The 18,511-nt window shown below is 73.0% G+C and carries 17 protein-coding genes and 1 pseudogene; 14 read left to right on the forward strand and 4 right to left on the reverse strand.

Translation table 11 applies throughout. The features are described 5' to 3' along the window. Positions 1-23: 23 nt before the first annotated feature. From O7614_RS18520 to ileS, 5 genes are all read left to right on the forward strand, one after another. The gene (locus O7614_RS18520) at positions 24-599 is read left to right on the forward strand and encodes an RNA polymerase sigma factor (RefSeq protein WP_347404358.1); all 576 of its coding nucleotides are present in this window, start codon (positions 24-26) and stop codon (positions 597-599) included. Beyond that, positions 592-1,302, forward strand: coding sequence for a hypothetical protein (locus O7614_RS18525; protein ID WP_278139713.1), 711 nt, complete (start codon positions 592-594; stop codon positions 1,300-1,302). The genes O7614_RS18520 and O7614_RS18525 overlap by 8 nt, the downstream gene beginning before the upstream one ends. Before the next feature lie 103 nt (positions 1,303-1,405). Beyond that, on the forward strand, positions 1,406-1,924 hold the full coding sequence (locus O7614_RS18530) for a hypothetical protein (RefSeq protein ID WP_278139714.1): 519 nt from the start codon (positions 1,406-1,408) through the stop codon (positions 1,922-1,924). 27 nt (positions 1,925-1,951) lie between these two features. Further along, positions 1,952-2,620, forward strand: a complete 669-nt coding sequence (locus O7614_RS18535; RefSeq protein WP_278139715.1) for a hypothetical protein — start codon at positions 1,952-1,954, stop codon at positions 2,618-2,620. Between the two features lie 295 nt (positions 2,621-2,915). Next, positions 2,916-6,062: an isoleucine--tRNA ligase gene (gene ileS / locus O7614_RS18540; RefSeq protein ID WP_278139716.1), complete on the forward strand. Its 3,147-nt coding sequence runs from the start codon at positions 2,916-2,918 to the stop codon at positions 6,060-6,062. Between the two features lie 18 nt (positions 6,063-6,080). On the opposite strand, the gene O7614_RS18545 is transcribed toward ileS, so the two are convergent. Together O7614_RS18545 and O7614_RS18550 are read right to left on the reverse strand one after the other, a co-directional pair. After that, on the reverse strand, positions 6,081-6,977 hold the full coding sequence (locus O7614_RS18545) for an aldo/keto reductase (protein ID WP_278139717.1): 897 nt from the start codon (positions 6,975-6,977) through the stop codon (positions 6,081-6,083). 73 nt (positions 6,978-7,050) lie between these two features. Further along, positions 7,051-8,304: an MFS transporter gene (locus O7614_RS18550; RefSeq protein WP_278139718.1), complete on the reverse strand. Its 1,254-nt coding sequence runs from the start codon at positions 8,302-8,304 to the stop codon at positions 7,051-7,053. 161 nt (positions 8,305-8,465) lie between these two features. Here O7614_RS18550 and O7614_RS18555 point away from each other — a divergent pair, with 161 nt between their 5' ends. Further along, complete coding sequence (locus O7614_RS18555; RefSeq protein WP_278139719.1) at positions 8,466-9,452, forward strand: LacI family DNA-binding transcriptional regulator; 987 nt, start codon at positions 8,466-8,468, stop codon at positions 9,450-9,452. Positions 9,453-9,498: 46 nt separating this feature from the next. On the opposite strand, the gene O7614_RS18560 is transcribed toward O7614_RS18555, so the two are convergent. Then, positions 9,499-10,623 carry an FUSC family protein gene (locus O7614_RS18560; RefSeq protein ID WP_278139720.1) on the reverse strand — a complete coding sequence of 375 codons (1,125 nt, stop codon included), beginning with the start codon at positions 10,621-10,623 and terminating at the stop codon, positions 9,499-9,501. Positions 10,624-11,308: 685 nt separating this feature from the next. Beyond that, positions 11,309-11,938, reverse strand: coding sequence for a TetR/AcrR family transcriptional regulator (locus O7614_RS18565; RefSeq protein WP_278139721.1), 630 nt, complete (start codon positions 11,936-11,938; stop codon positions 11,309-11,311). A 67-nt stretch (positions 11,939-12,005) separates the two neighbouring features. Between O7614_RS18565 and O7614_RS32245 the strand changes: the two are divergent. From O7614_RS32245 to O7614_RS18605, 8 genes and pseudogenes are all read left to right on the forward strand, one after another. Beyond that, a pseudogene (locus tag O7614_RS32245) lies at positions 12,006-12,287 on the forward strand (FAD-dependent oxidoreductase); the annotation flags it as partial. Positions 12,288-12,420: 133 nt separating this feature from the next. Beyond that, on the forward strand, positions 12,421-13,170 hold the full coding sequence (locus O7614_RS18575; protein WP_278139722.1) for an FAD-dependent monooxygenase: 750 nt from the start codon (positions 12,421-12,423) through the stop codon (positions 13,168-13,170). A gap of 159 nt (positions 13,171-13,329) precedes the next feature. Next, positions 13,330-14,106, forward strand: coding sequence for a DUF3153 domain-containing protein (locus tag O7614_RS18580; protein WP_278139723.1), 777 nt, complete (start codon positions 13,330-13,332; stop codon positions 14,104-14,106). 146 nt (positions 14,107-14,252) lie between these two features. Further along, entirely contained in the window at positions 14,253-14,588 is a 336-nt protein-coding gene (locus O7614_RS18585) for a hypothetical protein (protein ID WP_278139724.1), read from the forward strand. A 12-nt stretch (positions 14,589-14,600) separates the two neighbouring features. Beyond that, entirely contained in the window at positions 14,601-15,209 is a 609-nt protein-coding gene (locus O7614_RS18590) for a glycine zipper family protein (protein WP_278139725.1), read from the forward strand. Continuing rightward, positions 15,206-15,904, forward strand: a complete 699-nt coding sequence (locus O7614_RS18595; RefSeq protein WP_278139726.1) for a carboxypeptidase regulatory-like domain-containing protein — start codon at positions 15,206-15,208, stop codon at positions 15,902-15,904. Before O7614_RS18590 ends, O7614_RS18595 begins: the two co-directional genes overlap by 4 nt. 23 nt (positions 15,905-15,927) lie before the next feature. Then, a complete protein-coding gene (locus O7614_RS18600; protein ID WP_278139727.1) occupies positions 15,928-17,187 on the forward strand; it encodes a phage tail sheath subtilisin-like domain-containing protein in 1,260 nt (419 codons plus the stop codon). A gap of 1 nt (position 17,188) precedes the next feature. After that, positions 17,189-17,671 carry a phage tail protein gene (locus O7614_RS18605; RefSeq protein WP_179779319.1) on the forward strand — a complete coding sequence of 161 codons (483 nt, stop codon included), beginning with the start codon at positions 17,189-17,191 and terminating at the stop codon, positions 17,669-17,671. Positions 17,672-18,511 lie beyond the last annotated feature (840 nt).

An 18,511-nucleotide genomic window follows, 5' to 3' on the forward strand; every position in this document is an offset into this window, starting at 1 on the left:
GACGCCCGCGCGGTGTCATGAGTGTGATCCGAACGGAGGCTCCCCTGGACGACGAGGCGCTCGTCACCCGCGCTCGGGCAGGTGACCTGGAGGCGTACGACCTCCTGGTCGCCCGGCACACCGCGTCCGCGTACCGGACGGCGGTGCTGCTCGGTGCGGGTTCGGACTCCGAGGACGTCACGCAGGAGGCGTTCGTGAAGGCGTACCGCAAGCTGTCCCGTTACCGGGGCGAGTCGTCCTTCCGCTCGTGGCTGCTCGCGATCGTCGCCAACGAGACCCGCAACCTGCACCGGTCCCGGGGCCGGCGGGACGGGCTCGTCCTGCGGGCGGCGGCGGCCGACCCGACGTCCGAGATCGCCGAGGACGGGGCGGTCGGCGCTGTCCTCGCCGGGGAGCGCCGGGAGGCGCTGGTCGGGGCCCTGCGGCAACTGCCGGTACGGGACCGCGAGGTGATCGTCTGCCGGTACTTCCTCGATCTCACCGAGGAGGAGACGGTGGCGGCACTGGGCTGGCCCCGGGGGACGGTGAAGTCGCGCACCTCCCGGGCGCTGGCGAAACTCCGCGGCCTTCTCGACCGGGAGGAGGTCCGGCATGGGTGACCTCGAACGGGAGTTGCGCGACCTGTCCGCCTGGCTGGAGACACCCGAGCCGCCCGACGTGACCGCCCGGGTCCGCGTACGACTCGACAGGCCCGTGCGCCGGTGGCGTCCGCTCGCCGCAGCGGCGCTCGTCGCCCTCCTGGTCGCGTTGGTGCCGCCGACGCGGGCCGCCGTCGCGGACGCCGTCGCCGGGCTGCTGCGCTTCGCCGGTGTCAGCATCGCCACCTCGTCCGCCCCGACGCCGGCCGCCGGCACCCCGTCGCCGTTGCCCGGGCAGCGGACCGCCGCCCTGGACGAGGCGCAGCGGGCGGTGCGGTTCCCGATCCGGCTACCGGCCTCGTTGGGTCCGCCCGAGCGGGTGCTGGTCGCCGACCCCGACCCTTCGGGCGTCTGCCGGGTGGCGACGCTGCTCTACGACGGGGGCGCGCTGCGCATCGACGCGTTCGACGGTCGCCTCAACCTGGCCTTCCACAAGCAGGTCACAGCGCCGGGCGCGGAGTGGACACAGGTCGGCGGCCACTTCGCGGTGTGGGTCGACGGCCCGCACGTGCTGTCGTACGTGGACCGTGCGGGCGAAGTCCGCGAGGAGACCGCCCGACTTGCCGCCTCGACCCTGATCTGGCAGAACGCCGACGTGAGCTACCGGCTCGAAGGTTCCCTCAGCAAGGCCGAGGCGATCGAGATCGCCCGCTCGCTGGGCTAGGGAACCCGGCGGGATCGACCGGTGTCCAGAAGACACGACGGGTCTTCGGCCGACGGGCTGTGCCAGCCCGCAGGTGGCGGACGGCGCACCGGAAGGGGTGGAGATGGGTTCACGGGGCAGGATGCTGCTGGTGTCATCGGTGCTGCTGGTGGCGGGATGCTCGACCACTACCAGCGGCGGGTCGGCCGCGCCGGCCGTCGCCACCGCGGCGGCCACCACCACGAGTGCTGCGGCGGGCTGTGGGTCTCGGGTCGAGACCGGGTCGCTGCCCGACTGGGCGGACGCCGGATTCCACGGCGACGCGCGGGTCCCGCACGTCTTCGGCGCGAAGGGTGACATCGTGGCGGTGCTGTTCGCCCACCCGCTGCGGCAGCACCGCAAGGACGGGTCGAACAACAAGATCCTGTGGGTGGCCCAGGCCTCCACGACCTCGCCGGACCCGACGGCACCGGCCACGCTGGTGATCACCGCGACGCTGGACGGCACCGACACCACTGTCACCCGGGAGGTCGCCGGCGGACCAGGTCCGTCGATCATCGACGTGCCCCAGGCCGGTTGCTGGCGTCTGGACCTGCGCTGGTCCGGGCACACCGACACGATGGACCTGGTCTACGCGCCGTGAGCGCACGGGCCGCCTAGGCTGCCGGGCGTGCTGAAGGACCCACGGGCGGCGGCGGCCCACGACAACGCCGAGTGGTGCGACATCGTCTGCGGCAGCCACGGGCTGGCCGGCCGTACCGACGCCGACGCCTGGTCGGTCCCCCACCGTTCGCCACCGTGGTACCCGGACGCGGTCACCCTGCGGCCGGACGTCGACGCCGAGACCCTGCTGGCCCGCATCGACGCGGGGCCCGGCGCGTCGGTGAAGGACAGCTTCGCCGACCTCGACCTGTCCGGGTACGGCTTCCGGGTGCTCTTCGACGCCCAGTGGATCCATCGCCCTCCGGTGCAACCGCCGGTCGCCGCCGCGCTCACCCCCGTCGGCACGCCCGACGAGCTGGCGGCCTGGGCGGCGGCGCACGGCGGCGTCGGCCTGTTCCGCCCCGCGCTCCTGGACCACCCTCGGGTACGGGTGCTCGCCCGCCGCGACGACAGCGGCGTGATCACCGGCGGCGCGGTGCTCAGCGGGGACGGGGTCGTCCACGGCGTCTCCAACCTGTTCACCCACACCGAGGACCCCCGGGGCATCTGGCGCGCGGTGTGCGCCACTGTGCCCGACGCACCGCTGGTCGGTTACGAAGCCGCCCCGGACCTCGCCCCAGCCCTGGCGACCGGCTTCGTCCCCACCGGCCCGCTGCGGGTCTGGGTCCGCGACTAGGACTCCAGGCGCACCCTCGACGCCCCCCAGGGTCCGCCCACGGACAGCTATGCTCGACGGCATCGGCACCGATCCGGCCATCACCGGGGAGCCTCCGGAAGAACGGGCAGCTCGACCGCCCCAGTAGAACCGGACGTAGCGGCACGTCACGTCGCGAAAGTGAGCGGCGCCCGCACCATCGGGGCGCAAGCGGGGTGGTACCGCGGAGTCCTGGCCATACGCCCGGCACTTCGTCCCCGCGTGGGCAGTGAGCTGATGCCCGCGTGAGCGGACGTGGAGTGTAGGGAGAGCGTCGGTGCCGGACGGTCCGTTGAAGTCGCCATTCGTGCCACTACCCACCAAGATCGACCTTGGTGGGATGGACCGTACGGTAATCGAGTGGTGGCAGGCGAACAACGTGTTCGACCGGAGCCTGGAGCAGACGGCCGACGGCCCGCCGTGGGTGTTCTACGAGGGGCCGCCGACCGCCAACGGCACCCCGGGCACCCACCACATCGAGGCGCGGGTCTTCAAGGACCTCTTCCCCCGCTACCGGACGATGCGGGGCTTCTCGGTGCCACGCCGGGCCGGGTGGGACTGCCACGGCCTGCCGGTCGAGCTCGCGGTGGAGAAGGAGCTGGGCCTCAGCGGCAAGCCCGACATCGAGAAGATGGGCATCGCCGAGTTCAACGCCCGGTGCCGTACCTCGGTGCTGCGGCACGTCGACGAGTTCGTCCAGCTCAGTGAGCGGATGGGCTACTGGATCGACCTGGAGCACCCGTACGAGACGATGTCCCCGGAGTACGTGGACAGTGTCTGGTGGTCACTGAAGAAGATCCACGACGACGGGCGCCTGGTGGAGGACTTCCGGGTGGCCCCGTACTGCACCCGCGACGGCACGACCCTGTCCGACCACGAGGTGGCCCAGGGGTACGAGACAGTCACCGACCCGTCCGTGTACGTGCGGTTCCCGTTGCGCGAGCCGGTAGCCGGGCACCACGATGTCGAGCTGCTGATCTGGACCACCACCCCGTGGACCCTGGTGTCCAACACCGCCGTCGCCGTGCACCCCACTGTGACGTACACAGTCGCCCGCACCGAGCGGGGCACGTTCGTCGTCGCCGAGCCGCTGACCCGGCGGGTCCTCGGTGAGGAGGCGGAGATCCTGGCGACCGTGCCGGGGGCGGCCCTGGAGGGGTTGCGCTACGAGCGGCCGTTCGACCTGGTGGACATCCCGGACGCGCACCGCGTCGTCCTCGCGGACTACGTCACGACCGAGGACGGCACCGGCCTGGTGCACCAGGCGCCGGCCTTCGGCGCTGACGACCTGGCCGTCTGCCGCGCCTACGGGTTGCCGCTGGTGAACCCGGTCGCCCCGAACGGGCGGTTCCACGACGACATCGAGCTGGTCGGCGGGGTGTTCTTCAAGGACGCCGACGCGTTGCTCATCGACCGGCTCAGGGAGTCCGGTCGGTTGTTCCGGCACGAGCCGTTCGAGCACCCCTACCCGCACTGCTGGCGGTGCCACACCCCGCTGATGTACTACGCGCAGCCCTCCTGGTACATCCGGACCACCGAGGTACGCGACGAGCTGACCCGGGAGAACGAGAACACCAACTGGTTCCCGGAGCACATCAAACACGGCCGGTACGGCGACTGGCTGGAAAACAACATCGACTGGGCGGTGTCCCGCTCCCGGTACTGGGGCACCCCGCTGCCGCTGTGGCGCTGCCCGGACAACCACGTGACAGCGGTCGGCTCCCGCGCGGAGCTCGGCGAGCTGGCCGGCGCCGACCTGTCCGAGCTGGACCCGCACCGCCCGTACGTCGACGAGATCACCTTCGGGTGCCCGGACTGCGGCCGGACCGCCACCCGGGTCCCCGAGGTGATCGACGCCTGGTACGACTCCGGAGCGATGCTGTTCGCCTCGTTGGGCTACCCGCACGTGCCGGGCAGCAGGGAGATCTTCGAGCGCACCTACCCGGCCCAGTACATCTGCGAGGCGATCGACCAGACGCGGGGATGGTTCTACACGCTGATGGCGGTGGGCACCCTGGTCTTCGACCGGTCCCCGTACGAGAACGTCGTCTGCCTCGGGCACATCCTGGCCGAGGACGGCCGCAAGATGAGCAAACACCTGGGCAACATCCTGCTGCCGATCCCGTTGATGGACACGCACGGCGCCGACGCGGTGCGCTGGTTCATGGCCTGCTCCGGCTCACCGTGGTCGCCGCGCCGGGTCGGGCCCGGCCCCCTCGACGAGATCGTCCGCAAGGTGTTGATGACCTACTGGAACACCGCGGCGTTCTTCTCCCTCTACGCGGCGAACTCGACGTGGGCGCCACACCTGGCGCACCCGGTCGCCCAACGACCGGTGTTGGACCGGTGGATCGTCGGCGAGGTCCACGCCCTCGCCGCCGCCGTGGACGAACGGATGCAGAACTACGACACCGCCCGCGCCGGCCGGCTGCTCGCCGACTTCGTCGACGACCTGTCGAACTGGTACGTGCGGCGGTCGCGGCAGCGTTTCTGGGAGGGCGACCCGGACGCCCTGACCACCCTGTACGAGTGCCTCGACATCCTCACCCGGCTGCTCGCGCCGTTCGTTCCCTTCATCACGGAGCAGGTGTGGCAGCAGGTCATCCGGCACGGTGCCACGTCGGCACCCGAGTCGGTGCACCTGGCGACCTGGCCCACGCCCGACACCACGATGATCAGCGCGGAGTTGTCGGCCCAGGTGGCCACGGCGCGGGCGTTGGCCGAGGCGGGCCGGTCCGCGCGCAAGGCGAGCGGTCTGCGGATCCGCCAGCCGTTGAGCCGGGCGCTCGTCGGTCTACCGGCCGGCACCGTTCTCCCACCGGCGTTGCTGGACGACATCGGCGACGAGTTGAACGTCAAGGTCCTCGAACCGCTCGATCCGCAGAGCGGAGTCATCGACGTAAAGGTCAAGGCGAACTTCCGGGCCCTGGGCCGCCGGTTCGGCAACCGCACGCAGCACGTCGCGAAGGCCATCGCCGGGGTGGACGCGCGGGAGTTGGTCGACGGCGTACGGGCGAACGGGACGTACCCGCTGTCGGTCGACGGTGCGCAGGTCGAGGTGGGGCTGGACGACATCCTGATCACGGAGGTGCCGCGGACCGGCTGGGTCGTGGAGTCCCAGCGCGGCGCGACGATCGCGCTCGACACCGAGCTCACCCCCGAACTGGCAGCCGAGGGCGTCGCACGCGACGTCGTCCGCATCGTCCAGCAGGCCCGCCGCGACGCCGATCTCGAGGTCGCCGACCGGATCACGGTGACGGTCGCCGCGCCCGCGGATGTCGCGGCGGCGATCTCCGCGCACCAGAAGCTCATCGCGCACGAAACCCTCGCGCTGCAGCTCACGGTGGCGGACGCGCTGTCGGAGGGTTACTCCGGCACCGTGGGCGACGGTCAGGAGATCGTCGTGCACGTGGTACGGGCCTGAGCGCTGCCGGATGGACGATCAGCCGAGACGGGTCAGGTCTTCCGGGGTCAGACGTAGGGCTCCGGCGGCGATGTTCTGCGCCAGGTGCTTCGGGTCCGCGGTGCCGGGGATGGCGAGCACGTGGGGGCCCTGGTGCAGGGTCCAGGCAAGACGTACCTGATGCGGTGTGACGCCGTGGGCGCGGGCGACGGCCTCGACCGCCTCGCTCTGCGTGGCGCTCGCGCCCCTCTCCCGGCCGGTGCCGGCGAGCGCGAAGAACGGCACGTAGGCGATGCCCCGCTCGCCGCAGACCCGGACGACGTCGTCCTGCTCCCGGTAGGCGTCCACGCCGTAGTTGTTCTGTACGCAGACCACCGGCGCGATGCCCGCCACCTCGTCGAGCTGCTCGGGCCGGACGCCGGAGAGCCCGAGGTGCCGGATCAGCCCGGCGGCGCGCAGGTCGGCGAGCGCGCCGAACCGGTCGACCAGCGGCACCTCGCCGGACCCCCGACCCAGGCGTAGGTTCACCACGTCGAGGTGGTCGCGGCCGAGCCGACGCAGGTTCTCCTCCACCTGGGCGCGCAACTGCGCAGGGGTGAACGCCTCGGTGAAGCCCGCCTCCGGGTCGTACCCGAAACCGACCTTGGTGGCGATGACCAGATCCTTTGGGTACGGGGCGAGCGCCGCGCGGATCAGCTCGGTGGCGTAGCGGGCCGGGCCGGTGCCGACCCGCAGGGTTCCGCCGGGCGAGACGTAGAACGCCGCAGTGTCGATGTGGTCGACGCCCAGCTCGACGGCGCGGCGCAGCAGGGCGACGGCCGGCTCGGGGTCGGGGTTCGCGGTGATGCGCATGGAGCCGAAGCCCATCCGGCGCACGGTGTGGTCGCCCAGTGTCCAGGTGCCCGCCGCGGCGGCGGTGATCTCGTCGGTCGGCATCGGGCGACCCTAACCAGCCCGGGTACGCGGCGCAGTCGGCCACGCACCCGATACCGCTCGGCGGTGGTCCGGGTTAGATTTGGTTGGCTGACGAGACGGCGTGCGGCGGGCGCAGCACCGGCACCAGCAGCAGGGTCGGCAGTAGCAGCAACGGCACCGCCAGCAGGGCACGTAGGGTGCCGACCTGGTCGCCGAGCAGCCCCAGCAGCGGAGGGCCGCCGAGGAACGCGGTGTAGCCGATCACCGCGACCACGCTCACCCGCACCGCCGCGTGCGCCTCGTCGTCGGCTGCCGCGCTCATCCCGACCGGGAAGCCCAGCGACGCACCGAGCCCCCACAGCGCGACGCCGAGAACGGCCACCGGCCCGGAGCCGGCCAGTACGGCGAGGCCAGCGCCGACCACGGCGAGCCCGATGGTGCCGCTGAGCACCGGCACCCGACCCCACCGGTCCAGCGCGACGGTGCCGGCGGTGCGCCCGACGGTCATGCCCACGACGAAGACGGCGAAGACGGCCGCGCCGGCGGCCTCGCTGAGGTCCCGTCCGTCGATGAACGCGACGGCCAGCCAGTCGTTGGCGGCTCCCTCGGTGAACGCCGCCACCAGGACGAACAACCCGATCAGCAGGGTGCGCGGCTCCCGCCAGGCGGCGAGCTGCGCCCGGCGGCGGGCTGCCGGCGTGGCGTCGGCCGGGTCGCCGGTGTGGTCGGTGCCCACGGGCAGGTACGTCCGGGCGGCGAGCACCGTGCCGGTCAACACGACCACCGCCACCGCGACGAGGTGCGCGCCGACCGCCACGTCGAACCGGGCCGCCCCGGCGCCGAGCGCCGCGCCGGCCACCGAACCGAGGCTCCACCCCGCGTGGAAACGGGGCATGATCGTGCGGCCCAGTCGCCGCTCCACCGCCGCGCCCTCGACGTTCATCGCCACGTCGCAGGCGCCGGAGCCGTAGCCGAAGGCGACGAGGCCCAGGGCGACGACGGCGAACGACCCGGTCGACGTGGCACCCAGCCCCGCCACGGTCAGGCCGACAGCGACCACCCCGGTGGCCAGCGCGACGGTACGGGCCGCGCCGAGTCGCTGGGCGAGCAGCCCGGCGGTGGGCATGGCGAGCAGCGCGCCGACGCTCATCGCCAGCAACAGCAGCCCGAGCCGGCCGGCGGACAGGTCCAACGCCTCGCGGACCGCCGGCACCCGGGAGAACCAACTGCCGACGGCGAGCCCGTTGAGGGCGAAGGTGACCGCGACGGCGTTGCGGGCGAGCAACACCGCCCGCGCGGACGGTGCTGCGGCGGCCGGGGCTACCGGTCGACTGGTGGGGGCGCTCACGGGGGCGGGTCCTCTTCCTCGGGGTGGTCTCCTGGCACGATCGCACACCTGAGAGCGCTACCACCACAAGCCGTAGCCGCCCCTTACCGCCGGTGGGCTCACCGGGGCATGATGTGAGCAGGCGTTTGTCCGACCGGGCGGGCCTCGGCGGGGAGGCGACGATGACGGCAGCGGCACACCGACCGGCAACTCTCGAGGACGTCGCGCGGGTTGCCGGGGTGTCCCGGTCCACCGCGTCGCGGGTGATCGCCGGCACGGGGTTCGCCTCGCCGGCGGCCCGGGAACTGGTCGCGGCCGCTGTCGACCAGCTCGGCTACGTACCCAACCCGGCTGCCCGGGCGCTGGTCCGCGGCGGTGGCGTTCGGATGGTCGTGGCGGTTCTGGGGACCAGTGCGGCGGTGTTGGACGACCCGTACGTGCACCAGGTGGTCGGTTCGGCGGCGCGGGTGTGCACACCCGTCGGTGTCGGTGTGGCGTTGCACTGGCTGCCGCTCGGCGACCCGGGCGGGTTGGCCCAGCTCGACGATCGCAGCGTGTGCGGGGTGATCCTGGTCAACACCACCGAGGAGTTGCTGGAGTCGGTGCCCCGCTCGTTGCGCGGTCGGGTGGCCTCGATCGGCGTCGGCTCGGCGAGCGTGCCGTCGTTCGACGTCGACAACGGTGCCGGGTCCGAGGCGGTGCTGCACCACCTGTACGCGACGGGTCGCCGCCGGATCGCCATGGTGGCCGGCCCTCGGTGGCTGCCCTGCGCGCAGCGCCCGGTGGAGACGTACCGTCGGCTGATGCACCAGGCGGGCCTGCCGCAGCGGTTGCTGCCCGGGGACTTCAGGGCGGCGGCCGGCCGGGCGGCGGCCGGCGTGGCACTGCGGCAGTGGCCGGACATCGACGCGATCTACGCGATCAGCGACGACACCGCTCTCGGGGTGATCGCGGGCCTGCGGGACGCCGGGGTGCGGGTGCCCTGCGACGTCGCGGTGGCCGGCTTCGACGACATTCCGCTGGCCGGGCTGACCGCACCGGCGCTGACCACGGCGAGCCACCCGGTGGGGCGGATCGCCGCCGCGGCGGCCAACGCCCTTTTGGACGGACGTCCGGCCGCGCCGGTGACCCTCTTCCCGTCCACCCTGGTGGCCCGGGCCAGCGCCTGACCGGTGGGTCGGCGGGTCGCCGAGTGACCCGGGGCGACGGCCCGGTTCAGACAGCGGGCAGGCCGAGTGCCTCGTCGACCCGGGCGAGGACGGCGGCGTCGTCCTCGGGGTTGACGCCGCGCAGCAGGTCGATGGCCGTGGCCCGGACCTGCCCGATGATCATCGCTAGCGGCAGGGTCTGCGTGGTGCCGAAGAGCTGGCCGGCGGTGTGCACGGCAGCCAGGGCCGCCTCGTCGGCCCGCGCGGCGTGCTGGTCGGCATGCTCGTCCTGCCCCTCCAGGTCGGCGGCGAGGGCGGCGCCGGCGTGGCGGACCGCCTCGGCCAACGACCGCAGGGCGAGGCCCAACTCGGGCGGGGCCGGGGTGTGCAGACGGCTGAGCGTCACGCCGGCGCGGGCGAGCACCCGCACGTTGCGGACGACGTAGTCGGTCTGCCGGATCGACTGGTCCACCGAGCGCAGCCGACCGATGTGCCGGCGTCGACGGACGTTCAGCCGCAGCGCCTCGCCGGCGGCGAGCACTCCGTCGCGCAGCCCGTCCACCCGGGCGTCCATCCCCCGGGCCCGGGTCAACGCGGTGACCGCGGCGGTCTCGTCACGGTGGTCCAGCGCGTCCGCGATCCCGCCGAGCAGCCCGGCCAACTCGTCGAAGGTCCGCCGGACCTCGGCGACCAGCGGAGCCAGTGGGCGCCGGGCGTCGACCAGCAGACTGGCCGCGAGCGCGACCGCGCCACCGATCAACGCGTCGACGAAGCGGAACGGCACCAACGTCCCGTCCGGTGGTGCGACCACCACCAGGTAGAGCGCGGAGACCGCGGCCTGCACCAGCGTCACGCCGGTGGCGCCGAAGGCCACCGCGAGCAGGACGGTGAGCAGGATGACGGTGAAAACCGTCCAGGTACTGCCCGGGCCGAGCGCCTGCACCACCAGATCCGCGACGAGCACCCCGGCGGCGACGCCGAGGACGACCTCGACGGCCCGCCGGATGCGTTGGCCTCGGGCCTGACCGAGGACGATCAGCGCGGCGGCCGGCGCGAAGAAGGGCTGCGGATGCCCGAGCAACCGGGTGGCCAGCAGCCAGGCCACCGTCGCCGCGAGGGTGGCCTCCAGCACCGGCAGCCAGCCGTGCCGCAGTCGTCCGCCAGCCGTCCGCAGGGCCCTGAACCGCATCATCACCCGATTTCTCCTACCCGCGCCAACCAGCCCGCCACGCCCGGCCTGAGCCCGCACGTCGCCAGCACGCCCCAACCGCACGGCACGGCGCCGTCGACCCCGGCACCACCGCCGACGCACGCCACCGCACCGCCCGCCCGCCTGCCCGCCCGCCCCGCACCATGCCGCCCGCTTCCCCTTTGGAGCTGATGCCGCAAACGAATCGCGCCGTGAACGCATGAGGCGCGATGCCGCGACCCCCCACGCGCGATGCCGTGAACCCACCACGCGCGATGCCGTAAACCCACCACGCGCGATGCCGTAAACCCACCACGCGCGATGCCGTAAACCCACCACGCGCGATGCCGTAAACCCACCACGCGCGATGCCGTAAACCCACCACGCGCGATGCCGTAAACCCACCACGCGCGATGCCGTAAACCGACCACGCGTGATGTCGCAAACGATTCAGCTCCAAAGGGCCGAACCGCAGCACCCCACCGGCGGCCCACAGCCGTGCGAGGTGATCGTCTCCCAGCACGCGTCAGACCTGCTCACCGGGGCTGCACGGCGCGGCGCCGGCGCGCGGCGCCGGCGCGCCGAGCCCACGCCAGGCCCTCGCGCCCCGGCGTACTGGACAGGCCCGCGCGCTGACAGGTGAGCGCACCCGCCACGCCCGCACCGCCACGCCCGCACGTCGGTCGGGTCAGCTCCCGGTCAGGGCGCGCAGCAGGGTGCGCACCGCGACGCCGAGGTCGGCACGGCTGGCCGCGCTGCCGGGCTCCGGGGCGGTGAGCGCGCCGGCGCCGACCAGACGGTCGAAGAGCAGCCCGTCCACGAACGCGACGAACTGGTCGCCCTGCCGGTCGGGATCGGTGGCGCCGGCGCGGGCCAGCAGGTCCCGGGCCTGCACCCGCGAACCGGTGCCGTGGTGCAGGATGCCCCGCAGCTCCGGCCGGTGCACCGCCTCCAGCAGACAGGCGTACCGGGCCAGGGTCCGGCTGCGCCCGACACTCAACCACCTGTCGAGCACCTCGGCGATGCCGGCGGCAAGCAGGTCGAGGTCGCTGCCGTCGAGCCGGGGGGCCGGCTGCGGGGGCGGCGGGCCGGTCGGCAGGTCGTACGCCGCCAGGTCGGACCGGTCCCGTTCGGCGAGCCGTCCCACCACCGCCTCGATCAGCGCCTGCCGAGTCCGCAGGTATGCGGAGGTGGTGCCGGGAGGCATTCCAGCGCGGCCGTCGACCGCCCGGTGGGTCAGCGCCCGCATGCCACCGTCGGCGATCAGCTCGATGGCCGCGTCGGTCAGCAGCGCGATCCGGTTCGTCCGGGCCGTCACGGCACTCCCCCTTTCCGAGGTCCGCAGGTAGTATCCTCTTTCTACAGGTGTAGAAGGGTGGATCGAGATGGACGACTCACACGCGGTGGTCGTGGGCGGCGGGATCGGCGGCCTGAGCGCGGCGCTCGCCCTGCATCGGCACGGCTGGCGGGTCACGGTGCTGGAACGCGCCGCCGAGCTGCGCGAGGTCGGCGCCGGCCTGAGCCTGATGGCCAACGCGGTGCGCGGGCTGGACGCCCTCGGGCTCGGCCCGGCTCTGCGCGACGGCGGGCACGGCGAGGCACCCGGCGGCATCCGCGACCGGCACGGGCGGTGGCTGTCCCGGATGGACGCCACCGAGATGGTCCGGCAGTTGGGCACCACAGCCCTCGGTGTGCACCGGGCCACCCTGCACCGCACCCTGCGCGAGGCCCTGCCCGCCTCGTCCCTGCACACCGACGCCACGGTGGAGCACGTCGATCCCGGCCCCGACCCGCGCCGAGGTGCGCTACCAGGGCCCCGACGGGCCGCACACACTCCGCGCCGATCTGGTGGTCGGCGCCGACGGCCTGCGCAGCCGGGTCCGCGCCCAGCTCTGGCCACGACACCCCGGCCCGGCGTACGCGGGATCCACGGCCTGGCGAGCTGCCATCGCGCTCCCCGAGCCGGTCCCGGCCGCGATCAGCTGGGGCCCGGGCGCCGAGTTCGGCATGGTGCCGATCGGCGACGGTCAGCTCTACTGGTACGCCGCGCTGAACGCGCCACCCGGCGGCCACGCCCCCGACGAACGGGCGGCCCTGCGGGAGCGCTTCGGCGACTGGCACGATCCCATCCCGGCGCTGCTGGCGGCGACCCCACCCGGAGTCGTCCTGCGCAACGACATCCACCACCTGGCCGTGCCGCTGCCCACGTACGTGCGGGGACGGGTCGCGCTGCTCGGCGACGCCGCCCACGCGATGACACCCAACCTGGGCCAGGGCGCCGGACAGGCCATCGAGGACGCGGTGGTGCTGGGCGCCGTCTGCGCCGCCGGGGCCGCCGCGGTGCCCGCCGCGCTGGCCGCGTACGACGAGCAACGTCGACCGCGTAGCCAGGCCGTTGCCCGGGCCTCCTTCACCGCCGGCCGTTTCGGCCAGCAACTGCGCAACCCGCTCGCCGTCGCGGTCCGGGACAGCGCGGTGCGACTCATCCCGGCCCGGGCCGCCCTGCGGAGCATGGCCCGCTACGCGGACTGGAGACCCCCGGTGGGCTGAGCCGGCCCCGCGGCCCACGAGGGCGGCCCAACACTCCAGGGTATTTGTCAGGGCTGGGGGCGGACTCGTTCGAAGGCGACAGCGCGCCCGTACAATCGGCGACTGCCTTGTGACCGATCGCTGACTGCTGGTGTGAAAGCGATCACACACACTGAGCGCATGAACAGGAGAGTCAACCGCGGTAAGGCACTCCGCGTCGCGGTGTGTCTCATTCTTCTCGCCGCGCTCAGCGGTTGCATGCAGCTCAACATGGGCCTCACCGTCAACGCCGACGACACGGTCGACGGCCAACTGCTGCTGACGGCCCAGAAAAATGTGTTGAGTGCCCGGAACAAGAACGTCCCGGCCGCCTTCGCCGAGCTGCGGCAGAACATTCCCGCGCTGCCGGCCGGCGAAGAGACCCTGTACCAGGACGAGACTTTCTACGGTTCCCAGATCAGTTATCGCAAGGCGCCGCTGGCCGGTTTCGACACGGAGAGCGTGAAACTGGTCCGGGACGGCGATCTCTACCGTTTCACGCTTCCGCTGGATCCGAAGAAATACGGCGGAAAGGTCGCGCAGCAGAATCCGCAGCAACAGCAGGCGTTCCTCAAGCTCATGTCGTTCGAGATCTCGGTGACATTTCCCGGCCGGGTGATCGACAGCAATGGCACTGTCAACGGCCGTTCGGTGAGCTGGAAGGTCGACGCCAACCAGGACAAGCCGGCCGAACTGCGGGCGGTGGCCGAGGCGCCACCTCGACCGTCCGCCTCGCCGGCTGCCGCAGGCGCCGACGGAGGCGGCTTTCCCTGGTTGCTGGTCGGTGGCGGCGTACTCCTCCTGCTGCTGCTCGCCGTGGTGGGCGTACTCCTGCTGCGCCGCCGTCAGCCCGCCGCGCCGGTCGCGCCCGGCCCGACCCCGGCGGGCCCGCCCGCCGGCGCCCCGGGGCCTGGCTGATCCACCTGGTGGCCGGCACCCGCTGGCCGCGCCCGGCCCCGGCCGCCCGCGAAACGACGGCGACCGGCCCCGGTGCTCCCGGTGGGAGCACCGGACCTCACCACCACCACATCCCGGTCGCACCATCGCAGAAAAGGGGGATCGCCGTGAACGATCTCTTCACCTGGGCCGCCCTGGGCAGCATCGCCGGCGCGAGCGCCGCCACCCTGCTGGCCACCAACGTCATCGGCGGCCTGATCGGTCCCAGCGGGGACAAGCTCCGCAAGTGGATCGCCATCGCCATCGCGCTGCTGCTGTCCTACGTGACCGCGGCGTTCGCCGACGAGGCCGGCGGAGAGAAGTGGGTCATCGCGTTCTTCAACGCGCTGGTGATCTTCTCCGCCGCGCTCGGCATCAACCAGTTCCCGCCCGGAAACCGGCAGGCGACGCCGACCCAGGTCGCGAGCGGTCGCGAGCCCCGATTCGTCCGCTCCTGGGTCTGAGGGGGTGCCGTCATGGTCTTCGGAATTCTCAGCGCGGCGGTCCAGGTGGGCCTCGGCGCTCTGTTCGGCTTCCTCGCCGGCGGCCCGATCGGTTTGCTGATCGGCGCCGCCGTGGGCGTGCTGATCGGCGCGGTGTTCGGCTGGGCGGTGACCTCCGCCGGGGTGTACGCGCCGGACGCACGCGGCATCTTCCTCTTCGTGGTCGACCACACGTGGAGCCTGCTCAACACTGTCGTCGGTGCCATCTACCTGGCCGTGCACCTGATCTTCGGGCACTCGCTGGACCGGCCCACCTCGGCCGGCAGCGGGCGGGTCTGCGTGGTGGAGGGGGTCTCGCCCCGCTACGCCACCACCATCGGCACCGTCTGCGCCGGTGCCAGCTCGGGCATCCAACGGCACGAGGACGTGCACATCTTCCAGGGCCGCCTGCTCGGACCGCTCTACATCCCGCTGGTGCTGGCGAACTACGTGCTGTTCACCATCGCCCCGATCTGGCTGCTCTACCACGACCACACCAACGCCCCGATCAACCGGTTCACCCGGTACTTCGAGATCGGCGTCTACCCGCACGTGTGGAACGAGGCCATCGCGTACCGGATCCAGGGGACGCCGCCGCGATGACCACCGATGGGCGCGGCCCGATCGAGACGGCCACCGCAGAGTTGGCCTCCTGGCTGACCAGCGCGGTGGGAGAACCCGTCCCGGTCGGTCCGCCCCGCACCGACGGCGACGCCTCCGGGCTCACCCTCTGGCCGCTGGAGTTACGCCCGGCCCGGCAGACCCGCTCCAGCGGCGCGGTCCGCGAACCGTACCGGTTCACGGTCCGCTATCTGCTCTGCGCCACCGGCCCGGCCGGGTTGCCCCGGCTGGACCGGGTGCTCACCGCCGCGACCACCGACGGCAGTTACAGCGTCGTCCTGGAGGCCGGCGACCCGCCACTCTGGACCGCGTTCGGTGTGGCGCCACGCCCGGCGCTGCTGATCGACGTGCCCGCGCAGGTGGACCACCCGACCCCGGCCGCGCCGCCGGTCCGGCAACCGTTGCGGCTGCGGCAGCTCGGGGTGCGCGCCCTCACCGGCCGGGTGGTCGGTCCCGAGGACCAACCGCTCGCCGCGATGCGGGTCGAGCTACCCGGCACCGGGTCCGCCACCCGCACCGACCCCGACGGCCGCTTCCTGATCGTCGGCGTCCCGCACGATCCCGAACACCCGAGCCCGGTCCGACTCCGGCTGACCGGTCGGGGGCTCGTCCTCACCGCCGACGTCGACCCCACCGAACCCGACCTCGTCATCGTCTGCGCGCCACCGACCCACTGACGCCCACCCGCACAGGAGGACCGATGCCCAGCTACTTCTCCCCCGGCATCTATGTCGAGGAGGTCCCCAGCGGCGCTCGACCGATCGGCCCGGCGAGCACCAGCATCGCCGCGTTCGTCGGCGTCGCCCCGGACCGCTCCGCCCACCTGGGCAAGGCGGTGCCGGTCAACAACTGGACGGAGTTCCTGCGACTCTTCGCCGGTGGTGAGCGGGTGGAGAGCACTCCGCTGGCCCGGGCGGTCTTCGGCTTCCTGGACAACGGGGGCGCCCGCTGCTGGGTGGTCAACGTCGGTGAGGGCGGCGCGATCACCGGCACCGGGCAGCGACGCGGTGGCCTGCAACTGCTGGAAGCCGTCGACGAGATCTCCATCATCGCCGCGCCGGGCTTCCACGACCCGGTGTCGCACGAGGCGCTGCTCAGCATGGCCGAGCGCACCCGCACCATGGTCGCGATCTGCGACCCGGCACCGGACATCGACGACATCTCCGCGTTGACCCGGGTGGCCACGCCGTCGTCCGGCAAACCCCCCAAGCCCGACGGGGGTACGGGCGGCGGCTCGGGCGGTTCCGGCGGCGGCTCGGCCCAGCCGGGCGGCTCCGGCGGGCACGAGGGAGCGGCCCACCGGCCACGACAATCCGAGTTCGGGGCCTTCTACTACCCGTGGCTGCGGGTGCGTGACCCGATCAGCGGCGAGTTGGAACTCACCCCGCCCAGCGGGCACCTGGCGGGCATCTGGGCCCGCACCGACGCCCTGCGCGGCGTGCACAAGGCACCGGCCAACGAACCCGTACGCGGCGCCGTCGACCTGGGTTACCTGGTCACCCGACCGGAACACGACGTGCTCAACCCCAAGGGCGTCAACGTGATCCGGTACTTCGCCGGGGAGGGCATCCGCGTCTGGGGCGCCCGTACGCTCGCCGCCGAGGCCAGCGAGTGGCGCTACCTGAACGTGCGGCGGCTCAGCATCGCCATCGAACAGGCCATCGCCAACGGCACCCGGTGGATGGTGTTCGAGCCCAACGACTTCACCCTGTGGCGCTCGATCCGACGCGACATCGGGGCGTTCCTCACGCGGGTCTGGCGCGACGGCGCGCTGCTGGGGCGCAGCCCCGAGGAGGCGTTCTTCGTCAAGTGCGACGAGGAGACCAACCCGCCGGACGTCCGCGACGCCGGCATGGTGATCGCCCATATCGGCATCGCCGTGGTCAAGCCGGCCGAATTCGTGGTGTTCAAGCTGAGCCAGTGGGCCGGCGGTACCGAGACCGAGACGATCGGAGGCTGACATGCCCACCACCGCCACGCCACAGCCCGGCGCACCGGTCGATCCGTACCGGGCGTACAACTTCCGGTTGCTCATCAACGGCGTCACCAACGGCCACTTCACCGAGATGACCGGGTTGGAGGTGAACATCCCCGGGCAGCCGTACCGGGAGCACGGCCTGGGCCGGATGCGGATGGTGCCCGGCCAGGCCGAGTACGAGCCGGTGACGTTGCACTTCGGCCTCACCGCCTCCCGCGAGCTGTGGGACTGGGTCAACGCCACCGCGCAGGGCACCCTCAACCGCCGCAACGTCTCGGTGGTGCTGCTCGACTCGGTCGGCACCGCGGAGGTGCTGCGCTGGAACCTGATCGACGCCTGGCCGACCCGGTGGCGTGGCGCGCACCTCAACACCCTCAGCCACGAGATCGCCATCGCCTCGTTGACCCTGCGCTACGAGGGCCTGGAGCTGGAGACCGGCGGTGCCACCGCGCCCGCACCCGCGTAGCTGGTTGGCCGACCGGTTGCGTTCGGCCGCCGGCGCCGTCCAGCGCCTCGCCGGACGGGTCGATCCCGTCGGGCAAGCCGGTCAGCAGCCGCCGTCGGATCCGCCACGCCGCTTCGGTGAGCCCCCGCAACACTGGCTGGACCTCGTGGCCACGCACGCCCCGGGCCTGCTGCGCGATCTGGACCTCGACCCGCCCGCTGCTCAACCGGCGCAGGAGCGCGATGGCCCCGCCGACGGGTTCCGCCCCGGTGACCGGATCGGTCAGGACGAACCGGACCGGAGGACCGCGGTGACCGGACCAGCTCGGCCCGTCGGGGAGAGCGCCGGGCCCGCTGCCGAGTCGGCGGGGCGTCCTGCCCCCGGCACTGTGGGTCGCCGTGCCCCCGGCACTGTGGATCGTCGTGCCCCCGGCACTGTGGATCGTCGTGCCTCCGGCACTGTGGGTCGCGCAACCGGCACGGGTGGTGGGCTCGGCCGCGCAACCAGCGTGCCCGGCCGCGCAACCCGGGCGCCCGGCCCGGACCTGGCCGCGTACTCCGACGGGCCCGGCCGCCCGACGCCCGCTCCGCCCGGCACGCTGGGGAGCGACGGCATGGTGGGCGCGGCGTGCGGCGTCGACGGGCCGGAGGTGGTGAGCGACGGCGCGAGGCCGGACGGGTTGCCCCGGATGGGCGGGACCGGTTGGTCGGAGCAGACGGCGAGTGCGGCCGACCGCTGCGGCAGCCCAGGGATCGGCGGTACCAGCGCCCGGGGCGGCAGCGACGCCTCAGACGGCGCGATGACCGTCGAGGTGCCCCCCGCCTCGAACGCGGACCGACGTGCGCTGGGCTGGCCGCTGGA

The sequence above is a fragment of the Micromonospora sp. WMMD961 genome, from assembly GCF_029626145.1.
Classification (GTDB): Bacteria; Actinomycetota; Actinomycetes; order Mycobacteriales; family Micromonosporaceae; genus Micromonospora.

Coding starts and splice junctions, on each gene's coding strand:
- O7614_RS18555 (WP_278139719.1), top strand. CDS start 8,466: ATGACGGCAGCGGCACACCGACCGGCAACTCTCGAGGACGTCGCGCGG.
- O7614_RS18600 (WP_278139727.1), top strand. CDS start 15,928: ATGCCCAGCTACTTCTCCCCCGGCATCTATGTCGAGGAGGTCCCCAGC.
- O7614_RS18545 (WP_278139717.1), bottom strand. CDS start 6,977: ATGCCGACCGACGAGATCACCGCCGCCGCGGCGGGCACCTGGACACTG.
- O7614_RS18580 (WP_278139723.1), top strand. CDS start 13,330: ATGAACAGGAGAGTCAACCGCGGTAAGGCACTCCGCGTCGCGGTGTGT.
- O7614_RS18560 (WP_278139720.1), bottom strand. CDS start 10,623: ATGATGCGGTTCAGGGCCCTGCGGACGGCTGGCGGACGACTGCGGCAC.
- O7614_RS18530 (WP_278139714.1), top strand. CDS start 1,406: ATGGGTTCACGGGGCAGGATGCTGCTGGTGTCATCGGTGCTGCTGGTG.
- O7614_RS18595 (WP_278139726.1), top strand. CDS start 15,206: ATGACCACCGATGGGCGCGGCCCGATCGAGACGGCCACCGCAGAGTTG.
- O7614_RS18590 (WP_278139725.1), top strand. CDS start 14,601: ATGGTCTTCGGAATTCTCAGCGCGGCGGTCCAGGTGGGCCTCGGCGCT.
- O7614_RS18525 (WP_278139713.1), top strand. CDS start 592: ATGGGTGACCTCGAACGGGAGTTGCGCGACCTGTCCGCCTGGCTGGAG.
- O7614_RS18605 (WP_179779319.1), top strand. CDS start 17,189: ATGCCCACCACCGCCACGCCACAGCCCGGCGCACCGGTCGATCCGTAC.